The sequence below is a fragment of the Allobacillus sp. SKP2-8 genome (genome assembly GCF_007559355.1).
Classification (GTDB): domain Bacteria; phylum Bacillota; class Bacilli; order Bacillales; family Alkalibacillaceae; genus Allobacillus; species Allobacillus halotolerans.
Genome location: NZ_VMHF01000022.1, coordinates 6,093 through 25,959, shown reverse-complemented (window position 1 = coordinate 25,959; position 19,867 = coordinate 6,093). Strand labels below are relative to the sequence as shown.

Here is a 19,867-nt window from a genome sequence, read left to right as displayed (position 1 = left end):
GAAATCTGGTCGAATAGAAGCGCTCTAATCACCCGAATGATTCGCCATATCTGAAATCTGGTCGAATAGCAGCACTCTAATCACCCGAATGATTCGTCATATCCGAAATCTGGTCGAATAGAAGCGCTCTGATCACCTATGCATTAACTATGCAAGTGTTTCACAGTCGGAAGGAACAGAAGGGTTAAATAGATGAGTGATGTAATTACTACTTCTGAAAAATGAACTAAATCAGTACAAATGTGTTTAGCGAAATAGTTGAATAATCATCAAAATGAGTAGTTTTTTACATGAATTTATCAAATTCTATGTAAAATCTGCTCATTTTTTGTTGTGTTCAGTGCTAATCAATAACAAACCTAAATTTTACATAAAAGAGAGAATTCCATAGTATAAAGATAATCTTGTAAAGGAGTGATTGTACTTGGAGTTTAACCAAAAGCCCTTACTGAATTTAACGACATTGGCGATTGTTCCCCAACCGAAAGAAGGGAAGAAGTTTGGATCATTCGTATTGGAAAAAAATCAAGAATACTTCACGGATGTTTCACCAAAACAATTTGTCGACCGCGGTTGCTTATTCTACGGCTCTAGCTTGAGAGGAAGACTTGAAGGCACCCGAGCAATTTTTGGTGTCAATCGCAAAGCCCCGATTGTGATTGATCCGATGCTCGGTATGTTTTTCTTACCGACTACTTCTCCTAGCTCCTCTGAATGCACTTGGATTTCCCACCAACATATTGAACGCCTCGAAAAAGTCGATTCCAAACGAACAATCATCCACTTTCAAGGAGGCAAGCAACTGACGGTTAATGTCTCTTATCGCTCATTGACCAACCAAGTATTGCGTACGGCACAATATAGGCACTTGTTGATGGAGCGAATTACGAAACCTCAGGAGAGCGATTAAGGTAGGCTTGACGCATCAACTCATACAAGATTTGTTCAACCTTCTTCCGAACCGCTGGATTGAAATAACGCCTTTCCTCTTCATACCCTCTTGCCATAAATAAGTATGTGGAAAACGAATCATCCTTCTGTAAGAAAACGACCTCAACATTCATATCCCTCATTTTTTTCCGTAACTCACGGCGTTCAATCCGTGCGCGATGTTCCATTTTCCGCAGGAGCTCTAAATAGGGCTCCTTGATCTTAAACGGTCCGGATTCGACGAATTGAATGTCTTTCTCGACGACAATAATCGCCATAGACAAAAATAAATATCTGGATGCAGTTTTATGCTCTTCTTCATTTAAATATCTCATGATGATCCCTCCATCCTTGACTATCGAACGTTTGTTCCATTATACTATGAGGTATCGAACAATTCAATGACGAATACGAAATGGTTATTAAAAATAGTAGGCAAAAGACGGCTTTTTCTATACAATGAAAGTAGACAGAAAAGATTGGAGAAAGTCGTATGTCGCTTGAGTATTCAACGTTAGACGAATTATCATCATTAATTTCTGATACCGTGGTTGGCCATATGATTATACGTATTCTCGAACTTTACGGAAGCTTCGGCCCCGTTCCGGGAATCGTTCTGCCGTTCATCGAAGCTTTTTTGCCATTCCTGCCAATTATTGTATTTATATTAGCGAATAGCATCGTGTATGGGTTGTTTTTTGGATTTATATTTTCGTGGATCGGTGCAGTTCTTGGAGCGACTTTATTATTTATTTTTCTACGGAAGATGGAACAATTTGAATGGATTCAGAAAATCAAAGAACAAAAACAGGTTCGGAAAATTATAGCGTTCTTTGACCGACGTGGATTTGGACCGCTGTTTTTATTGCTCTGTTTTCCATTTTCTCCATCTGCTTTAATTAATGTTGTCGCTGCATTTTCAAGAATTTCTATTCAGCAGTTTATCTTATCGCTTATACTGGGGAAGGCTGTTATGATTTTTTCTGTATCCTATGTGGGAAGCAGCATAACATCTTTCGCCACGAATCCGACAAAAGCCATTGTCATTGGTGTTTGTATTGTCTTCGTTTGGGCGATCGGTAAATTCATCGAAGCTCGGATGAACTCGAATGCGAATCAATTTGATTCTGAAAACAAGGATAACGAATAAATGAAAGACTGGTAAACGGACAACCTTCCGTTTTCAGTCTTTTTTCTAAAAGGGGGAAAATCGTTGGCACTTCAATGGATTACTGGAAGATCAGGTGCAAATGTCACTGAATACATATTGGATGAGTTGGAAGAGAAATTGTTGATGGACCCGACAGGAGATCCGATTTACTATATCGTTCCTGACCAAATGGCTTTTCAAGTCGAATATGAATTGATTCGAAATCGCCGCATTAAAGGTTCAACCCGGGCACAAGTGTTGAGCTTTTCTAGGTTAGCTTGGTATGTATTCCAACAAGTGGGCGGTGGAACGAAACCGTTTATCACCAGCACTGGAACACAAATGATGCTTCGTAAAATTGTCGAAGAATATAAGGAAAGCTTTGATAGTTTCCAAAAAGCAATGGAAAAGCAAGGCTTTATTGACCGGCTGGAAAAGATGATTACAGAAATGAAGCGGTATCGAATCAATCCAGAAATCTTGCAAAATATTGTAATGGAACTCGAACATAAAGACCGCTTGTCCGCAAATGAGTTAGCTCTTCATGCTAAATTGAAAGATTTGCAACTGATTTACGCTCAAATGCAAGAGCGAATGAGCGATTTATATATCGATGCGGAAGATCAACTGGAACTGTTCGTTGAAAAAATCGAAGAAACGAAATTTTTTCAGAATGCCAGTTTTTATATTGATGGCTTTTATCGATTTACACCACAGGAGCTTTTTGTCCTGGAAGCGATAATGCGACAGGCGAAAGAATTGAAAGTAGCTATGACGCTTGATGGTATCGAAGGGTCTACAGATGAATTAGATCTATTCCATCAACCGCGTACGACTTTCGAACAACTAAATCAAATTGCTGAACATGCGCATGTACCTGTGCTTCATTCCGTTCAATTGGATCCGGAAACGCGGCGATTCCGCAATAATAAAGCGATGCAACATTTGGAGAAAAACCTTGAGGCAAATCCAATGCCAGCCTACAACGGCGACACTCCGATTACGTTCATGGAAGCTGTTCATCCTCGGGCAGAAGTAGAACGGGTTGCACAAGAAATCATTCGTTTCGTTCGCGATGAGCAATATCGTTATCGTGATTTTGGCTTATTGATTCGTGATCAAGATACGTATAATGATTTGATTGAAACGATTTTCGAAGACTATGGTATCCCTTTCTTCGTCGATCAAAAGAAATCGATGCTCCATCATCCATTGATCGAGCTTGTTCGAACAGGCATTGAATTGATCGAACGAAACTGGTCATATGATGCGATGTTTCGACTACTGAAAACAGGGTTTATCCCGGCAACCGATAAAGAGGACCCACTGGATGAAAAAGCAATCGATTTCTTGGAAAATTACGTATTGGAATACGGCATCCGGAGAAAAGACCAATGGACGAGTGATTATACGTGGAAGTATGAGCGGTTAAGCGGCATTTCTTTCCGAAAACAGACAACAGAAGAGCAACAAATTCAGAAACAGATTAATCAGTATCGAAAACAAGTGTTGGATGCTCTCGAATCCTTTGATCATGCATATCGACGAGCCAAGACCGTAAAAGAAAAGTGTATCGCGATTTATGAATGGCTGGAGCATATTCAAGTTGGAAAACAGCTGGAGCGCTTGCGTGATTCATATGAAGAAGCGGGTAAGGTTGAAACGGCTCACGAGCAGGAGCAGGCTTGGAACGCCCTGATCGGTTTACTGGATGAGTTCGTCGAGATGCTTGGCGATGATGAACTGTCAGATCAGCTATTCAGACAACTTGTTGAAGCTGGAATTGGAACGTTGGAGTTTTCCCAAGTCCCACCATCGATTGACCACGTCATTGTAGGGGATGTCGAACGGTCGAGAATCCGTAATGTCCGTGTTGGTTTTATTCTCGGTGTCAATGAAGGGCAGTATCCACAAAAGCCAGCATCTGATGGCCTAGTGACGGATGAAGAACGTGAAATGTTAGAAGAAGTCGGTATGACTTTAGCCGACAGAGCGGACCGCGTGCTACTGGACGACCGTTTTTATATGTATCTCGCATTGACATTACCATCTGACCAATTATGGATCAGTTATCCGCTGAGCGATGAAGAAGGAAAAACGAAAACACCTGCCCAATTGATCAAACGGCTAAAAAACATGTTTCCTGAAGCGGAAAGTAAATGGGTGTTGGATGATGAAGACGAGGAAGAACCTTTACGCTTTATTGCGAATCCGACGAAGTCGCGTGCGGTGTTGACGAAAGAGTTATCCAAGTATTTACGTGGCTATCCAATCGCGGATAGTTATTGGGATACCCTTCATTGGTATATGGATCAAAAAGATTCAAAAACACGCATGATTTTAACGAGTCTATTTCATTCAAATTTACCTGTATCCATCGACGAAGATACGACCAAAGAGTTATTTACGGAAACAATCCAATCCAGTGTTTCCCGATTAGAAACCTATTTTCAATGTTCCTATCATTATTTTTCTCAATACACGCTCGGTTTAAAAGAGAGAAAGCAATTTAAATTGGAAGCTCCGGATATTGGGCAGTTATTCCATGAGTCGTTACGATTAATTACGGAATGGGTACAGCGAGATGGAAAAGCGTTATTCGAACTGACCAATGAAGACGTGGAAAATTACGCAAATGAAGCCATCACGTATTTAGCACCGATTTTAAATAATCAAATCTTATTTAGTTCCAATCGTTATCGATACATTTTATATAAATTAAGACATGTTATTTTGCGTGCGACGAATATGCTTGTCTATCAATCGAAACAGTCTGAATTTAAACCGGTCGGCATTGAAATCGGTTTTGGTCGTAATCAGGAGCTACCTCCGCTTGCCCTTGATTTGGCGGGCGGTTATAAATTGGAGCTCAATGGCCGAGTGGACCGAGTCGATCAAACAGAGATTGATAACGACTTGTATCTTCGCATTATTGACTATAAGTCTAGCGAGAAAGATTTAAGTCTTGTAGATGTCTACTACGGTTTGTCCTTGCAGATGCTTACTTATTTGGATGTCGTTTTAACCCATTCAGAAAAATGGCTTGGCAAGAAAGCTGACCCAGCAGGTGTTCTGTACTTCCATGTGCATAACCCAATCATTAATAATCCTCTGTCAGAAGAGCAGCTGGAGAAGGAACTATTGAAGGAATACCGAATGAAAGGGTTGCTGCTTGAAGACAGGCAAATCGCATCTGCCATGGATACATCGATGGAATCAGGGACAAGTCAAATTGCGCCGTTTGGTTTCAAAAAGGATGGAGCGTTCACGAAGTCTTCAAGTATCATGGACAGGGAGTTATTCGGTCGTATGAGTCAATACACTCGGTCCTTGATGAAACAAGCAGGAGATGAAATCGTCCAGGGAGAAGTCAAATTAAATCCATATGAAAGCAATAACCAGGTTGCTTGTACGTTTTGCCCGTTCAACTCTGTGTGTCAATTCGATCCAAAACTTGAAGAGAATGATTTCCGTCGATTGAAACCCGAAAAAGATGAAATCATCTTATCCAAAATGATGCCGAAAGGGGGAGAATGAGCATGAACTGGACAAAAGAACAAGAACAAGCCATCTATGAGGATGGAAAAGATATTTTAGTCGCCGCTGCAGCTGGTTCGGGGAAAACCGCTGTATTGGTCGAACGGATTATCCAAAAAATCACGCGTGGAAATGACCCGTATGAAATCGATGAAATGCTTGTTGCGACGTTTACGAATGCGGCCGCTCAAGAGATGCGGACGCGTGTCGGACAAGCGTTGGAAAAAGCACTTGCTGAATATCCAGATTCTCAACACTTACGAAAGCAATTATCTTTACTACAAAAAGCTCATATCTCCACCTTGCACGCTTTTTGTATGGAAGTCGTTCGTAAATATGGTTTCGAACTCGAAATCGATCCAGGTTTTCGTATATTGGACGACGTCGAGTCCGATTTATTAAGAAATGATTTATTGCAAGAAACGTTTGAAGAATGGTATGGGAAAGAAGGGGAAGAGCAAGAAGCTTTCTTCCGTTTTGTCGACAGTTTTTCCAATGACCGGAATGACCAAGCTGTCATGGATCTCGTATTAAAAGTCTATGAATTCTCACGCCAGCACCCTGACCCGGATGATTGGCTCGACCGGCTTTCAGGAAGTTATGAAGTACGTGATGACATGTCGATGGATGAGCTAGAGTGGATGCCAATTGTTCGGAAAGACATTGAAGAAAAGGTTGACGCGATGGAATTTGAAGCCCTTCAAGCATTAGAAATAGCTCAATTCCCAGAAGGCCCTGCCCACTATGTCGATACATTGGAAAAAGACCTTCAACAGATTCAGCTCGTGAAAAATTCACTTCAGCAACCATGGGAGCAGCTATACGAAATATTTCATGAGCAAAAAACCTTCAGCCGTTTATCCGGGAAAAAAGCAGAATGTGACGAAGACCTAAAAAAGTCAGTCAAAGACCTGCGCGATAAATTTAAAAAACGGATGGAGAAGCTGGTAGAACGATGGTTTTCTAGACACCCAGATTCTCTGTTGAATGATTTACAAAAAATCAAACCACAAATCGAACAGCTTGTCACCGTCGTGAAAGAATTTCATGAGAAATTTCAACAGGAGAAGAAAGAGCAAGCGGTTGTTGATTTTTCAGACCTTGAGCATTATTGTGTTCAAATTTTATCGGATGGAAAAGATGAAGCGGGAAATTATTTGCCATCCTATATCGCCAATCAGTATCGAAAACAATTTCGAGAAGTGCTTATTGATGAGTACCAAGATACGAACTTAGTTCAAGAGGCAATTTTGCAGCTACTAACTGCAGGAGAGGATGCCGGCCAATTATTCATGGTCGGTGACGTGAAGCAAAGTATTTACCGTTTTCGTCATGCGGAACCGACGTTATTCATGAAAAAGTACAAAGACTTTCAACAAGAAGAATTAGCGGCTATGCGAATTGATTTGGCACGCAACTTCAGAAGCCGAAAAGAAGTATTAGATGGCGCGAACTATATTTTTCGTCAGCTATTGGATGAACGCGTCGGCGAGATGGATTATGAGAAAGAAGCCGAACTGATTTACAGCAACAAAGTCTATGAAAAGCTGACGACGACAAATGTTGATTGTGAATTACACGTCGTCCGAAAAGATGAAGAAGATTCCGTTGAAAACGATGAATGGAAATACCTGAAAGATGCCCAAATTGAGGCACGTACGTATGCCAAAAAAATCAAAGACTGGATTGAAAACAGTCAAATCATCGATAAAGAAACGGAACAACCACGTTCGATTCAATATCGAGATATCGTCGTTTTGATGCGTTCGTTAACGTGGGCGCCAGTCATTGAAGATGAATTGAAACAAATGGGCATTCCTGTTTATGCCGATCTGTCGACAGGCTATTTAGAAGCGATGGAAATCCAAGTGATGATGAACGTCTTGCGAATCATTGATAACCCAATGCAAGACATCCCATTGGCCAGTGTCCTGAAATCCCCAATCGTCGGAATTACAGAGGATGGACTTGCTAAAATTCGCTTAAAAGGAAAAAGAGAATCTTTTTATCAAGCGATGCTGAACTATATTCGATTAGGCGAAGACTCATCTTTAGTTGAGCAACTAAAACAGCTAAAGGAACTGCTTGAAAGTTGGCGAGAAGAAGCCCGTTATGGTTCGTTATCCAAATTGATTTGGAAAATCTACCGGGACACTGCTTATTTTGAATATGTCGGTGGGACGCCAGGCGGTAAGCAACGCCAAGCAAACTTACGTGCCTTATATGACCGGGCACGCTCTTATGAACGCTCGTCTTATCAAGGGTTGTTTCGATTTTTGCGTTTTATCGAACGGATGGAAGAGCGGAACAAAAACCTAGCATCGGCAAGAGCGCTTGGGGAGCAAGAAGACGTTGTTCGCATCATGACGATTCATAGCAGTAAAGGTCTTGAGTTTCCTTATGTCATCTTAGGTGCAGCCGGACGTGAATTTAACCAACAGGATACAAAAGGACGCTATATATTGCATAAAGATTATGGGCTGGCTTCGAAATATATGGATGTCGATCAGCGAATTTTGTATAATACATTTCCGTTTGAAGCCTTAAAAGTCGCAACGGCACGAGAGTCACTTGCTGAGGAAATGAGAGTACTTTATGTCGCACTGACACGGGCAAAAGAAAAGCTCGTCGTGGTTGGTCAAAGTAAAGATTGGCAAAAACAATTGGAAAAATGGAATGAAGTAGCCAACCATTCGGAATGGGTATTACCGCCTCATACACGGACGGACCAAGCGACCTATTTAAATTGGATTGGATCTGCTTTGATTCGTCATCATCAAAATGATGAGTTACGAATTTCTGGCTTAGCCGGTGGAATACCCGAAGAAATTCGCCAAGATGAATCAAAATGGACGATTCATGTAGATCATGCCAGTGAATATCTGGATCCGGAATGGATTACTGCAGAGCGAGACGAGAAACTATACAAAGCGATCCAACAGTGGAGTGCAGACTACTTACCTGAGCGTTCCGAACAATATGAGGAAGTAGATCGTCGCTTACGTTTCAGCTATTCATATCAAACGAGTGCGGACAAACGGGCGAAGCAAACGGTAACGGAGATTAAGCGTTTAAGGCAGCCGGTGGATGAATATGGCGCGACCGACATCGTTAGTCAGCGACCACGTATTTCACTAGACCGTCCGCGTTTCATGCAAGTTGATCAAAAGCCATTGACGAAAGCTGAAGCGGGTAGTGCCATGCACACCGTGATGCAGCATATACCAGTGAATAAGGAATGGAACGCTGAGCAATTAGAAGAATTTATTCAAGAGCTCGTATTCAAAGAAGCGTTAACACCAGATGAAGGAGAGGTCATCAACCGGGAAGCGATTTTGACGTTGATGCATTCCGATGTTGGAGCAATGCTTGCGAATGCTGTTTCGGTCGAGCGGGAAATTCCGTTCACGATGGAAGTTGCAGCAAGTAAGATTTATCCGGATTGGGAAGACCCGACTGATGAATCCGTACTCGTTCAAGGGGTTATTGATTGCTTGGTTGAAACAGACAATGGATATGAATTGATTGATTACAAAACGGATACGATTACCGGAGAAATGACAGATGAGAAGATCAATGACTTGAAACAACGCTACGAAACACAAGTTGAACTTTATAAGCAAGCGATTGAAATGATTTGGAACATCGAACTGAATCATGTGTATTTATACTTTTTCGATCGAAACTTGCTCATTGATACAAACGAGGGATAATGATGTTAACAGACGAGGCTTCTACAGTTACATGTAGAAGTCTCGTTATTTATGTTTGTTTTAAGAAATTCAAAATATATAATAAGAAAACCAACAAATATTTTTGATAAATTCTTTAAGTTTAAAATGTATGCGCATTTATGTTACTAAGGTAATAATGTATAATAAGGGTATAGCATAATGGAGGTGTGTGACATATGTCCATTCCCGAGAAAATTATAAAAGAAATTGATATGTTGAGTGAACAAGAAAGACAAAAGGTACTTGACAAGATTAAGGAGAAATATATGACTCCCGATGTAATTTTGTTGGGGGAAAACTACTCCTGGTGGGATAACGAGGAGGATGACATATACAATGAGCAATAAAATGAGACAGGGTGAGGTTTGGTTGGCAGATGTTCGTTTTAAAGGAACGCATCAAATCAAACAACGCCCTGTTGTTATTGTTGGAAATGAGTTAGCGCTAGATGTAGATGTTATTATAGCACCGGTCACCAGTCAGAAACCAAGAAACCAATTTGACGTTGTTTTGGAGTATTGGAAAGAAGCAGGACTGTTAAAACCATCTGTTGCACGTACTTCTAAAATCACTTCCATACACGGTTCTGAATTAAAACGTCATTTAGGTGATTTACATAACCATGATCTTGAAAGCGTATTAAAAAAGTGCAAAAGATTATTTTAAAAAGCACTTAACAGCTCTGAAAAAGGGCCATTTAATTGAAGAAGGCTAATTGACTAAAGAGTAGTAATGCTTAGTAAGGTAACAGGAATTTTTTGATAAAATTATTATTAATATAAAGCCCCTTAAAGAGGGGGACGATGATTTGAAAACTACTAATTATTCTAAAATAGCTGATAAATACGATAAAAACCAATTTAGAGTTGATGAAATAAAATTTGAGTACGATTTGAAAGAGTATATTGAGAACAACGTGAAGGCAGAATATAACGTATTAGATTTATCTTGTGGAACAGGTCTATATCTTGAAAAACAAATTAATTATTTTGATGGGATTAATATAAATTGGTATGGACTTGACCTGTCAGACCAAATGTTAAAAAAGGCTAATGAAAAAGTAAAAAACATAGAATTTACTAATGCTGATGTAGAGGAAATGCCGTACCATTCAGAAACATTCGATTTCATTTCTAACAACTATGCGTTTCATCATTACAGTGAAAAGAACAAGCGTTGAATGAGATATATCGTGTATTAAAAAAAGGCGGTATTTATAAATTACATAATATAGCGATTCACGATATGCCTAAATGGTGGGTTTATCACTACTTCCCATCAGCTTATTATGAAGATTTAAAAAGATATTGGAATAAAGAGGTTATTTTTAACGAGCTTACAAGCAGGGGCTTAGAAGTAAACTTAAAAATCGAGTATAGGATGGAAAATGTAAAGGTCGTTGACTACTTGCATTACGCTGAAAATAGAGATATTTCCGTATTAACTTTAGTTGACGATAAAGACTATGAAGAAGGGTTAGAAAGAATGAAATATGATGTGAAAACTAATCCAGATAAAACACTTGTTAATGATTTTGCAGAAATGTTTCTCATTTCAAAGAAATTATAGTGAGCTATTAGAATTAACGGGGTTTAGTAGAAATAAATGTTCTTCCGTTAACGGGCGCGATTGCGGAAGAAAAGATTATACAATTCAGTATTGAAGGAGCTTGATTATCCAAGTTCCTTTTTATTATGCTATCCCGAGTGTTAATTGCGATGTCCTAACCAATAACGGTGATTCAAATTTTTTATATTTAATACTCACAAAACGAATCCGTCAGTTTACCAAGGGAGCTTTTTTAATTTTTCTAAAGACATTCCTTAGTTGAACAGAAAAAATATTAAAAATTGATAATAATTTATTGTAATTCAATAAATACAGCGTTAAAATATGGATAACGATAAAGTGAGGTGCTGTTTATGAAACGAGGAACAACATTCTTTTTAAAAACAACGGTTTTTCTTATTGGAATTATGATACTTCTTTTGTCAGCGTTTTCTTGCCTTGGTTAGCGAGTTATACCGCGTCCATGTATCCAGAATTTGCTTATTTGCAATATCCAGTTTTAATAGGGATGTATGTAACAGCAATCCCATTTTTCTTTGCTCTATATCAAGCTCTAAAACTCTTAAACTATATTGATCATGGTAAAGCTTTCACCGATCAATCTTTAGAGGCATTAAATTCTATAAAATACTGTGCAATTTTAATCAGTGGATTATATGTGATCGGGACTATTTTTCTTATTTCGCAAAGCTCCCTCCACCCAAGTGTAGCAATTATCGGATTTATAATTATATTTACTTCTGTTGTTATTGCGGTTTTTGCAGCGGTTCTTCAAAAGTTATTCAAAAATGCTTTAGTAATAAAATCGGAAAATGATTTGACAGTCTGAGGTGAAGACAGTGGCAATTATAATCAATATTGACGTAATGTTAGCGAAAAGGAAAATGAGTGTAACAGAACTTTCCGAAAGAGTCGGTATCACGATGGCCAATATTTCCATTTTGAAAAATGGAAAAGCGAAAGCTATACGATTATCAACTTTAGATGCAATTTGTGAGGTTTTAGAGTGTCAACCTGGTGATATTCTCGAATATCGAAGTGACGAGGAATCCGAATAAAATGTATGTGCTAAAAAAATGAAAAAAATATAACGACAGGTGATTTTATGGACATTAAAATCTCATTTACTTTAAACACTGAACCAATAGAAACTAAACCACAGTATTCCGCTTACGACAATGGATTTATTGAAGGTGAGTTCAAAATTTCGCTAAATGGAAAAGTGTTTTTCTTCGACCCATTTATCAACCTTGCAGAGCTTGGAATTCAATTAGGAAAGTGGATCCAACAAGTTCAAAAGGGTTACAGGGTAAATATGAATTATGAGACTATTGACCACGATGAAGTAATTCTTAACTTTATCTATGAGGCTAATGACAATTGGCGTATTTTTTCAATCTGGCAAGAGTTTGAGTCTGAAGAATTCATTCCTACTACGAAATTAATGGAAGTTGTTAAAGGTTATTTAACTAGCTTAAACAATGAATTGCATGAAATAGACTATGTTGTAAAACTTGACAAGTACTTAAAATAAAACGAAATTTCATAAAAAATATTTTAACCAACACTAACTATTAAACAGATAAACCAAAAATATTGAAGTTTATTACAGTGACGACCACCGCTATCCATATGGTTAATTCTGCAAAATGAACAAGGATTTCTTTTCGTTTTGATGTATACTTCAATGTGAAAAATGCATAAATCATGAAATCAAGCAACGCCCACACGATAATAAACCATAAGAAAACATGAAATGAAGGGCTCGGACTTGCAGATGTATTGATCAATAGTACAATCCACAGGAGTAATCCTATTCCACCCATATACCAATTTATTTTCTTGTGCAATGAATTAATGTGTCTGTTCTTGAAAATATCTTTAATGTTCATGTGTAAGGATTTTCGAATGATGATTTGTATGAGCATAATAAAAAGAAAAATAGCGATTAAGATTAGAAATGCTTTTACAAGTTCCATAAGTAGCCTCCATTCAACCGAAGTATTAAATTGATTTCATGCCCCAATTAAACCTCGAAACATTCTTCACTGTATTTCATTATAAAGGAAAAAAATGTATTTCCAAGACTCGTTAAAGAAGTTCATTCTAACTTTTATTCAAATCTAGTGTTTGTTCCTATACAATAGAATAAGGATTGATAAAGGATGGATGTTATGAACACGCCTACAAAGAATCGGATTATCGCAGTTGATGCCATTCGAGGTTTTTCTTTATTCGGTATTTTAGTTGTTAATATACTTTCATTTCATTCGCCTCACTTCATGTATGGGGGAAAGCAATCATTTTATGGAGCGAATGAGGCGATGGTTGATAGCAATCTTATACTGACAGTGATCGACCTCTTTTTCCAAGCGAGCTTTTATCCATTATTTTCGCTCTTATTCGGCATCGGTTTATGGATCATGTATGAAAAAAGGGATTCCTTGGAAGCGAATCGAATATTAATAAAGAGAATGTTTATTTTAATGGGAATTGGACTTTTGCATGGAATCTTTATTTGGTATGGGGACATTCTGTTTTCGTATAGTATTATTGGTTTGATCGCCATTCGCTTCTTGCAAGTTTCCATTAAAAAGTTATTGATTTGGGCAATAAGTTTATTAGCTGTTCCTACTATATTGTTCACATTGGCGGCCTATTCAGTCAGAGAGCAAATGGTAGTTATTTATGAGCATGAAATCAACAAAGCTACCGAAGCTTACCAAGGTACATATAGTGAAATTTTTCAACAAAATTTATCGGATTGGCTATTGATGGTTGAACCGATTCAACTACTGCTTACGATCATGACTATTTTACCGATGTTTTTATTCGGAATCATAATCGGGCGTCTTCGGTTGTTTGAAGAAGTGAAGAAAAATAAGCAAATAATCCGGCGAATAGTTGGAATTACATTTGTCATTGCGGTCGTTTTTAAAGCTGGACCATACTTGTTTGAAAATAAGGCTTGGTTGAATTTTATACAAGATTCTATTGGAGGAAGTGCTTCAGCGATTTTCTATTTCTTTGCGCTACTCATGCTTCTTACTTCGATGCAGAAGACATCTATTCTTGTGAAGTTATTTTCATCTGTAGGCAGGCTATCGCTATCGAATTATTTACTCCAGAGTGTGATTGGTTTTTGGCTATTCTATGGAGTCGGTATGAACCTGTACGGCACACAGTCATTAAGCAAGTTAATGTTGTTCGTAGTAATCATTTACTTCATTCAATTGGTAGTAAGCTATTTCTATTTAAAAAAATTTCGCATTGGCCCATTTGAATGGCTTTATCGTTCGTTGACATATGGCAGAGTCGTGGCGTTCAAAAAGAAATAGAAGGGAGGCAACGAAGTGAAAAATCAATGGTTAGAAAATGAATCGAAACGTTGGGTAGAAGAAGAAATTATCGATTCCCAGCAGCGGAGGGCTATATTGAGTCTTTATCCAACGAGGAATAATACATCGATCTTTTTTACGTTTGCTTTGATTCTTTTAAGCTTGGCTTTATTGACCTTTTTGGCATCGAATTGGACCGATATTTATCCACTAATTCGAACAGCCATTTTAATAGGTTCTTTGTTGCTTTTTTATTTCTTGGGAACCAGATGGCTTGAACAAGGCAAACGGTTAATTGGTGAAGTCAGTTATTTGATTGCTTTATTACTTTTCGGACTGTCAATTTTCCTAATTGGAGACATGTATCATTACCATTTTAATAGTGTGTTTACTTTCCTTGTATGGAGCATCGTAGCTTTATTGCTTTATTTAAGTTATTCAAGCCGATGGATTTGGGCAGCAGGCATACTTATCATTGTTGTTGGGCAAATGGTTGATTTATTTGGTCTGCGTGAGTTCAGTTGGTTGTTGTTCGCTGTATTTATCTTAGGGTTTGGAATAATCGTTTATATACGCAAAATACGCTGGATGGCGGTTGTGTTCAGTTTAGCTTACTTCATTCAAATCATTGGCTTGTCTACGGAGAAACTATCCTTTGTTTGGGTGACAGTCTTCTTGATTTTACTCTATTTTATCGGCAAAATGACACAATCAAATGTTGCCGGAAAGGTGTTTGAGACGTTCGCTCCACTTTTTATGTTTTTATTTGCCGTCTTTCATGTTTTGTTTGTGGATATGGAGTTAAATTTCTATCAAGAGATTAATATTGCGTATTTTGTCATTCATATTTTCTTGATGAGTTTGATCGTCTTATATTTATATAGCAGACAAGAATTATTTTCGATCTTGCAGTTGGTTATATTTATTCCAAGCTTCGTTGTACCTGAGATCAGTGACTATCTAGCTTCTGTTGCTCTTTTTATCTTTTCCGTATCTTTATTGATGGAAGGGTTCAACCGGCGGGATCGCCAACAAATGAATATTGGAACAGCGAGCTTTTTAATCAGTACATTTGTCGTTTATACGAAAGTTGCTTGGGGTTATTTAAGTCAGTCCTTATTCTTTTTAATTGCCGGAGTCATTCTTCTCGGGATTGGTTATCTATTGAATCGACAACAAAAAGTATATACAGAAGGAGGAGGGGAGCGCAATGATTCGTAAAAAATTGTTAATGGGTCTTGTTGGCTTCCAAATCCTTTTTTTGTTCGGTATGGTTTTGTCCGGCTATTTGATTGAACGTGTTGGTGAAACGGTCACATTACAAACAAAAGCGATGCCACATGAAGATATTATTTTTAATGATTCCATATATTTGCGTTTTACAGCGGAGGAGATTCGGCCAGAAAATTGGTTTATGACGGAAGCACCTGAGCGAAATCAAGTCATTTATGTGCTGTTGACACCAAACGAGCAAGGACTCTATCAAGTAAAAGCGGCAAGTGATAAAAAAATGGATGCAGATGATCAAGAAGTTATTATGAAAACGAGGTATTCGCATAAGAGCCAGGAGATGACTCATGTTGTCCGGTTTGGAATCGATCAATATCAAACGGATACATCTGATTTTCAGGTGAACCGCTCACAACCAAGGTTCAAAGTAGAAATCGCCCTCTCTCCTTGGGGACAAAGTAAAGTGGTAGATATCGAAGTCATCGATTAAAAAAATCAGTTAGGAACATGTTGTTCACTAACTGATTTTTTTGTTATAGTACTTCTTTAATTTTATCAATTGCCCAATCCAAATCTTCTTTTTCGATGATTAATGGAGGAGCGAAACGAATGACATTATCATGTGTTTCTTTACAGAGCAATCCTTTTTCTTTCAAAGCTTCGCAGTAAGGTCTTGCAGATTCCGTCAATTCAACTCCGATAAAGAGTCCACGTCCACGAATTTCTTTAATTTTCGGATTGTCGATTTCACGAAGTTTTTCCAGCATATAATTACCGAGCTCTAAGGAACGTTCAGCTAATTTTTCCTCTTCCAATACTTCTAAGGAAGCAATGGATACTGCAGAAGCCAATGGGTTTCCACCGAAAGTCGATCCGTGTGAACCTGGATTGAAGACACCTAAGATCTCTTTGTTAGCAACAATGCATGAGATTGGGAAGACACCACCACCGAGCGCTTTTCCTAAGATCAATACATCAGGTTCGACGTTCTCCCAGTCACAAGCGAACATTTTACCACTTCTTGCAAGTCCCGCTTGGATTTCATCTGCCATGTATAAGACATTGTTTTCTTTACAGACGTCATAAGCTTCTTTTAGAAAACCTTCTTCAGGAATATTAATTCCAGCTTCACCTTGAATCGGCTCAAATAAGAACGCAGCTGTATTGTCTGTAATTGCATTTTTCAGCGCATCGACGTCACCATAAGGGATCACTTTAATTCCTGGTAGTAATGGTCCATAACCACGTTGGTATTCTTCTTCAGACGATAAAGAAATGGCTAACATCGTACGTCCGTGAAAGTTTCCTTCACAAACGATGATTTCTGCTTGGTTTTCAGCAACGTCTTTTACGTCATAAGCCCAACGTCTTGCTGCTTTGACAGCTGTCTCAACGGCTTCTGCTCCTGTGTTCATCGGTAAAGCCATATCTTTGTTCGTTAACTTACAAATCTTTTCATACCATGGGCCTAATTGATCGTTGTGAAACGCACGGGAAGTGAGTGTAATCCGATCCGCTTGGTCTTTCAATGCTTGAATAATCTTTGGGTGTCGATGACCTTGGTTGACAGCTGAGTAAGCACTTAGCATATCCAAGTATCGGTTCCCTTCAGGATCTTCTACCCAAATGCCTTCTCCTTTTGAGAGAACAATTGGTAGAGGGTTATAGTTACGTGCACCATATTGATCGGTTTGTTCAATAATTTGTTCTGTTTTTGTACCCATTAAAATCGCCTCCGTTACCGGTATTCTGTTCCAAATTCCATTATAACGTAGAATGGTTATCTCTGTGAACTATTCCCCTGAAACCCCTCCCACATATCTCTGTAAAGAAAAACTGAAGCCATTGGTATGGTTTTTCCTATGCAACATGGTGGGCAGTTAGCTGTATTATAATCGGTTTAAAATGTTTAAAAGTTGTCAATGAAATGAACACATGGAATAATGAGAGATGGTAGGATAGTTAAGAGAGGAGGACGATAGAAAATGACCCATTTACACATTACTACATGGGCAGTCGGAATTATTTTATTTATTGTTGTACTTTCATTTATGGGTAAAGAAGGTAAAGAGAAAGCCGCAAAGATCACTCATATGGTACTTCGACTATTCTATGTTCTTATTTTGCTGACAGGTTTAGAATTGTTTTTCCGATTCTATATTGGAGCACCATGGTCAGAGACTACAGAAGCCTTGGTTAAGTCGGCCGGTGGTATTTGGATTATTGCAGCAATGGAAATGATCTTGATCCGTGGCAAAAAAGGAAAGCCAACTTTCGGTGGCTGGCTTCAGTTTGTCATCGCATTGATTTTGACGATTGCTTTAGGATTTGGACGTTTACCGATGGGAATTTTGCCATAACGTGATTGAAAAGCCTCTTCAAATGAGGCTTTTCTCATGATTCCCTATTCAACATCTGTGAATGGAACTTCTACGAAATTTACATAAAAAGTGGTGAGAGAAATGGTTAAACGATTAATTTATGGGGCGCTTTTATTCTTCATTGTATTTGCAGGATTGCAGGTAGCTCCACTATCTGCTGAAGAGGATTCGTCCCATTTTTATTATTATATATTAGTGGATCGCTTTGAAAATGGAACAACTGAAAATGATACGGAACAAATTGATCGAGATTCGACAGCCGGTTTTTATGGTGGGGACTATCAAGGTATTCAAAATAATATTGATCATTTGAAAACGATTGGTGTCACAGAAGTGATTCTTTCACCGATTGTTGATTCAGAAGATTATTTAGGTCAGCAGGTCAATTCGTTTGAGAATCTCCAAGAAACGTATGGCAGTGAAGAGGAATTGAAGCAGCTTGTTGATCGGTTACATGAGGCTGGCATCGATGTATTGGTCCAAACTCCGTTGCAACAGGTAAGTTCTTCATCGGAATTATTGGGACGAGACTGGATTCAAGCAGATGGTCAGATCGATTTCACTAATGAGTCTGCGGTAGACTATATTTCTGATCGGTTGAGCGATTGGGTAGAACAATTTCAATTTGATGGATTTTATATTGAAAATGCTGATCAATTGCCTGCAGAATCACTCGAACTGTTGATGAACGAAGTGGATGGTCTTTGGTTAGGCGGTATGTCTGATGAATCTTCTTTGGAAAAGGGCGTAGAGCTATTCAATCAGGTCATACGATTTGGTGACCATGAGGAAACGTTCTCAAGCTTTACTGGTTATGGGGCAGATTTCACATCATTGTTGAACCAACCTTTCTTTCAATCAAATGATGTCGTTCACTACATTGATTTTTTGCATACGGACCGTTTTACTAGAGCATTGGAACCGACGGGGAATCACCCGGTAACTCGGTGGAAATTAGCATTGACCTATTTATTCACTGCACCGAATGATCCGATACTATTCCAAGGTTCAGAAATACCGATGGATGGATCGATTGATGATTTATCCACACATAAAATGATTAATTTCCTTGCCGGAGATGATCAAGTAACACGACATGTAGAAAAATTATCAAGTATGCGAGACAAATACGAATCCTTAAGCTCAGGAGAAATGAAGGTGCTCCATGATGAGAATGGTTTCCTCGCTTTTGAACGCATATTGGATGATGAGAAAACCTATGTCTTGATCAATACGACAGAAACTTCTCAACATATCAATTTAACGGATATTGATTCAGGTAAAGAGTTGCAAGGTTTATTGATTAACGACCTTGTCAGAGAAGGGGAGAACGGAGAATACCGGATTGCAACAGACAGAGAATCCGCAAATATCTTCATTGTTAAAGAAGATAGTGGTATATATTGGCCTATAACAATTGTATTTGTTGGCGTTATGGGAGCCTTTATTATCTTTGCGATCACGATGTACCGTAAACAACGACATAAAAATATATAAGATGACAAAACGGAAATCCGGCTAAGCTTCACTGGATTTCCGTTTTTGTATTATGATTAAAATTAAGTACAAAACTATAACAAAACGTAAACAAATTATGATAAGAGGTGTTCATGATGATGCATGGTTACGATATGGGAGGTTTTTTTGGATGGGGATTTATTCAATTGATTCTCATCATCCTACTAATTACTTTTCTTTTTTGGGTCTTTAACAGTAGTGAAAACAAAACAAAGCCATCGGAAGATCAATCGATCAAGATACTGAATGAGCGATTAGCTCGCGGTGAAATAACTGAAGAGGAATATGACCGTTTGAAAAGGAAAATAAACAGCTGAGTAGAGTGATTCAGTTGATTTTCAAGGGGGCATTGTTAACTTTCTTCGTGTTGCAATCAAACCTAGGAGTATCACAACCACCGAATATTATGAGAGCCCCTCTATAAGACTTTCCGGAAAAAATTTTCGTTCATTCGAGGGTATAGGGCCCCTCTATAAGACT

Annotated in this window: 19 protein-coding genes and 1 pseudogene; 17 read left to right on the top strand and 3 right to left on the bottom strand. The window is 38.5% G+C overall.

The features are described 5' to 3' along the window. Window positions 1–424: 424 nt before the first annotated feature. A complete protein-coding gene (locus tag FPQ10_RS11905) occupies window positions 425–910 on the top strand; it encodes a competence protein ComK (protein WP_186278676.1) in 486 nt (161 codons plus the stop codon). On the opposite strand, the gene FPQ10_RS11900 is transcribed toward FPQ10_RS11905, so the two are convergent. Continuing rightward, entirely contained in the window at window positions 885–1,265 is a 381-nt protein-coding gene (locus FPQ10_RS11900) for a YhjD family protein (protein WP_144163714.1), read from the bottom strand. The two genes, FPQ10_RS11905 and FPQ10_RS11900, sit on opposite strands and share 26 nt — an antisense overlap. A gap of 158 nt (window positions 1,266–1,423) precedes the next feature. Between FPQ10_RS11900 and FPQ10_RS11895 the strand changes: the two genes are divergently transcribed. From FPQ10_RS11895 to FPQ10_RS11860, 10 genes and pseudogenes are all read left to right on the top strand, one after another. Next, entirely contained in the window at window positions 1,424–2,080 is a 657-nt protein-coding gene (locus tag FPQ10_RS11895) for a TVP38/TMEM64 family protein (protein WP_144163713.1), read from the top strand. A gap of 63 nt (window positions 2,081–2,143) precedes the next feature. Continuing rightward, entirely contained in the window at window positions 2,144–5,617 is a 3,474-nt protein-coding gene (gene addB, locus FPQ10_RS11890) for a helicase-exonuclease AddAB subunit AddB (protein WP_144163712.1), read from the top strand. A 2-nt stretch (window positions 5,618–5,619) separates the two neighbouring features. Next, on the top strand, window positions 5,620–9,330 hold the full coding sequence (gene addA, locus FPQ10_RS11885; protein WP_144163711.1) for a helicase-exonuclease AddAB subunit AddA: 3,711 nt from the start codon (window positions 5,620–5,622) through the stop codon (window positions 9,328–9,330). A gap of 197 nt (window positions 9,331–9,527) precedes the next feature. Beyond that, window positions 9,528–9,698: a hypothetical protein gene (locus FPQ10_RS13145; RefSeq protein ID WP_186278675.1), complete on the top strand. Its 171-nt coding sequence runs from the start codon at window positions 9,528–9,530 to the stop codon at window positions 9,696–9,698. Continuing rightward, on the top strand, window positions 9,688–10,017 hold the full coding sequence (locus FPQ10_RS11880; RefSeq protein WP_144163710.1) for a type II toxin-antitoxin system PemK/MazF family toxin: 330 nt from the start codon (window positions 9,688–9,690) through the stop codon (window positions 10,015–10,017). Before FPQ10_RS13145 ends, FPQ10_RS11880 begins: the two co-directional genes overlap by 11 nt. A gap of 142 nt (window positions 10,018–10,159) precedes the next feature. Further along, window positions 10,160–10,531, top strand: coding sequence for a class I SAM-dependent methyltransferase (locus FPQ10_RS13410; protein WP_255439949.1), 372 nt, complete (start codon window positions 10,160–10,162; stop codon window positions 10,529–10,531). Next, on the top strand, window positions 10,528–10,920 hold the full coding sequence (locus tag FPQ10_RS13405) for a hypothetical protein (protein ID WP_246569316.1): 393 nt from the start codon (window positions 10,528–10,530) through the stop codon (window positions 10,918–10,920). Before FPQ10_RS13410 ends, FPQ10_RS13405 begins: the two co-directional genes overlap by 4 nt. 353 nt (window positions 10,921–11,273) lie before the next feature. After that, window positions 11,274–11,749 (top strand): annotated as a pseudogene (locus FPQ10_RS11870) (DUF2975 domain-containing protein). Between the two features lie 10 nt (window positions 11,750–11,759). Continuing rightward, complete coding sequence (locus FPQ10_RS11865) at window positions 11,760–11,978, top strand: helix-turn-helix domain-containing protein (protein WP_144163709.1); 219 nt, start codon at window positions 11,760–11,762, stop codon at window positions 11,976–11,978. Window positions 11,979–12,025: 47 nt separating this feature from the next. Then, on the top strand, window positions 12,026–12,454 hold the full coding sequence (locus tag FPQ10_RS11860; RefSeq protein ID WP_144163708.1) for a DUF7878 domain-containing protein: 429 nt from the start codon (window positions 12,026–12,028) through the stop codon (window positions 12,452–12,454). 40 nt (window positions 12,455–12,494) lie between these two features. Here FPQ10_RS11860 and FPQ10_RS11855 read toward each other — a convergent pair whose 3' ends face one another. Next, window positions 12,495–12,899: a DUF4181 domain-containing protein gene (locus FPQ10_RS11855; RefSeq protein WP_144163707.1), complete on the bottom strand. Its 405-nt coding sequence runs from the start codon at window positions 12,897–12,899 to the stop codon at window positions 12,495–12,497. Between the two features lie 195 nt (window positions 12,900–13,094). On the opposite strand from FPQ10_RS11855, the gene FPQ10_RS11850 reads away from it, so the two are divergent. From FPQ10_RS11850 to FPQ10_RS11840, 3 genes are read left to right on the top strand one after another with little or no spacing between them, the layout of a single operon-like run. After that, window positions 13,095–14,258, top strand: coding sequence for a DUF418 domain-containing protein (locus FPQ10_RS11850; protein ID WP_186278674.1), 1,164 nt, complete (start codon window positions 13,095–13,097; stop codon window positions 14,256–14,258). A 15-nt stretch (window positions 14,259–14,273) separates the two neighbouring features. Beyond that, window positions 14,274–15,479, top strand: coding sequence for a DUF2157 domain-containing protein (locus FPQ10_RS11845; protein ID WP_144163705.1), 1,206 nt, complete (start codon window positions 14,274–14,276; stop codon window positions 15,477–15,479). Further along, entirely contained in the window at window positions 15,469–15,978 is a 510-nt protein-coding gene (locus FPQ10_RS11840) for a GDYXXLXY domain-containing protein (protein WP_144163704.1), read from the top strand. The genes FPQ10_RS11845 and FPQ10_RS11840 overlap by 11 nt, the downstream gene beginning before the upstream one ends. 43 nt (window positions 15,979–16,021) lie before the next feature. On the opposite strand, the gene FPQ10_RS11835 is transcribed toward FPQ10_RS11840, so the two are convergent. Beyond that, complete coding sequence (locus tag FPQ10_RS11835) at window positions 16,022–17,212, bottom strand: ornithine--oxo-acid transaminase (RefSeq protein WP_144163703.1); 1,191 nt, start codon at window positions 17,210–17,212, stop codon at window positions 16,022–16,024. 261 nt (window positions 17,213–17,473) lie between these two features. On the opposite strand from FPQ10_RS11835, the gene FPQ10_RS11830 reads away from it, so the two are divergent. The 3 genes from FPQ10_RS11830 (at window position 17,474) to FPQ10_RS11820 (ending at window position 19,704) form a co-directional block, all read left to right on the top strand. Then, window positions 17,474–17,848, top strand: coding sequence for a YisL family protein (locus FPQ10_RS11830; RefSeq protein ID WP_144163702.1), 375 nt, complete (start codon window positions 17,474–17,476; stop codon window positions 17,846–17,848). A gap of 102 nt (window positions 17,849–17,950) precedes the next feature. Then, window positions 17,951–19,366, top strand: a complete 1,416-nt coding sequence (locus FPQ10_RS11825; RefSeq protein ID WP_144163701.1) for an alpha-amylase family glycosyl hydrolase — start codon at window positions 17,951–17,953, stop codon at window positions 19,364–19,366. Window positions 19,367–19,482: 116 nt separating this feature from the next. Beyond that, complete coding sequence (locus FPQ10_RS11820; protein ID WP_216687779.1) at window positions 19,483–19,704, top strand: SHOCT domain-containing protein; 222 nt, start codon at window positions 19,483–19,485, stop codon at window positions 19,702–19,704. Window positions 19,705–19,867 lie beyond the last annotated feature (163 nt).

Excerpts from the sequence above, each read along its gene's own strand:
- FPQ10_RS11860 (WP_144163708.1), top strand. The coding sequence starts at position 12,026 with ATGGACATTAAAATCTCATTTACTTTAAACACTGAACCAATAGAAACT.
- FPQ10_RS11900 (WP_144163714.1), bottom strand. The coding sequence starts at position 1,265 with ATGAGATATTTAAATGAAGAAGAGCATAAAACTGCATCCAGATATTTA.
- FPQ10_RS11855 (WP_144163707.1), bottom strand. The coding sequence starts at position 12,899 with ATGGAACTTGTAAAAGCATTTCTAATCTTAATCGCTATTTTTCTTTTT.
- FPQ10_RS11850 (WP_186278674.1), top strand. The coding sequence starts at position 13,095 with ATGAACACGCCTACAAAGAATCGGATTATCGCAGTTGATGCCATTCGA.
- FPQ10_RS13145 (WP_186278675.1), top strand. The coding sequence starts at position 9,528 with ATGTCCATTCCCGAGAAAATTATAAAAGAAATTGATATGTTGAGTGAA.
- FPQ10_RS11830 (WP_144163702.1), top strand. The coding sequence starts at position 17,474 with ATGACCCATTTACACATTACTACATGGGCAGTCGGAATTATTTTATTT.
- FPQ10_RS11820 (WP_216687779.1), top strand. The coding sequence starts at position 19,483 with ATGATGCATGGTTACGATATGGGAGGTTTTTTTGGATGGGGATTTATT.
- FPQ10_RS11835 (WP_144163703.1), bottom strand. The coding sequence starts at position 17,212 with ATGGGTACAAAAACAGAACAAATTATTGAACAAACCGATCAATATGGT.
- addA (WP_144163711.1), top strand. The coding sequence starts at position 5,620 with ATGAACTGGACAAAAGAACAAGAACAAGCCATCTATGAGGATGGAAAA.
- FPQ10_RS11880 (WP_144163710.1), top strand. The coding sequence starts at position 9,688 with ATGAGCAATAAAATGAGACAGGGTGAGGTTTGGTTGGCAGATGTTCGT.
- FPQ10_RS11895 (WP_144163713.1), top strand. The coding sequence starts at position 1,424 with ATGTCGCTTGAGTATTCAACGTTAGACGAATTATCATCATTAATTTCT.
- FPQ10_RS11825 (WP_144163701.1), top strand. The coding sequence starts at position 17,951 with ATGGTTAAACGATTAATTTATGGGGCGCTTTTATTCTTCATTGTATTT.
- FPQ10_RS11840 (WP_144163704.1), top strand. The coding sequence starts at position 15,469 with ATGATTCGTAAAAAATTGTTAATGGGTCTTGTTGGCTTCCAAATCCTT.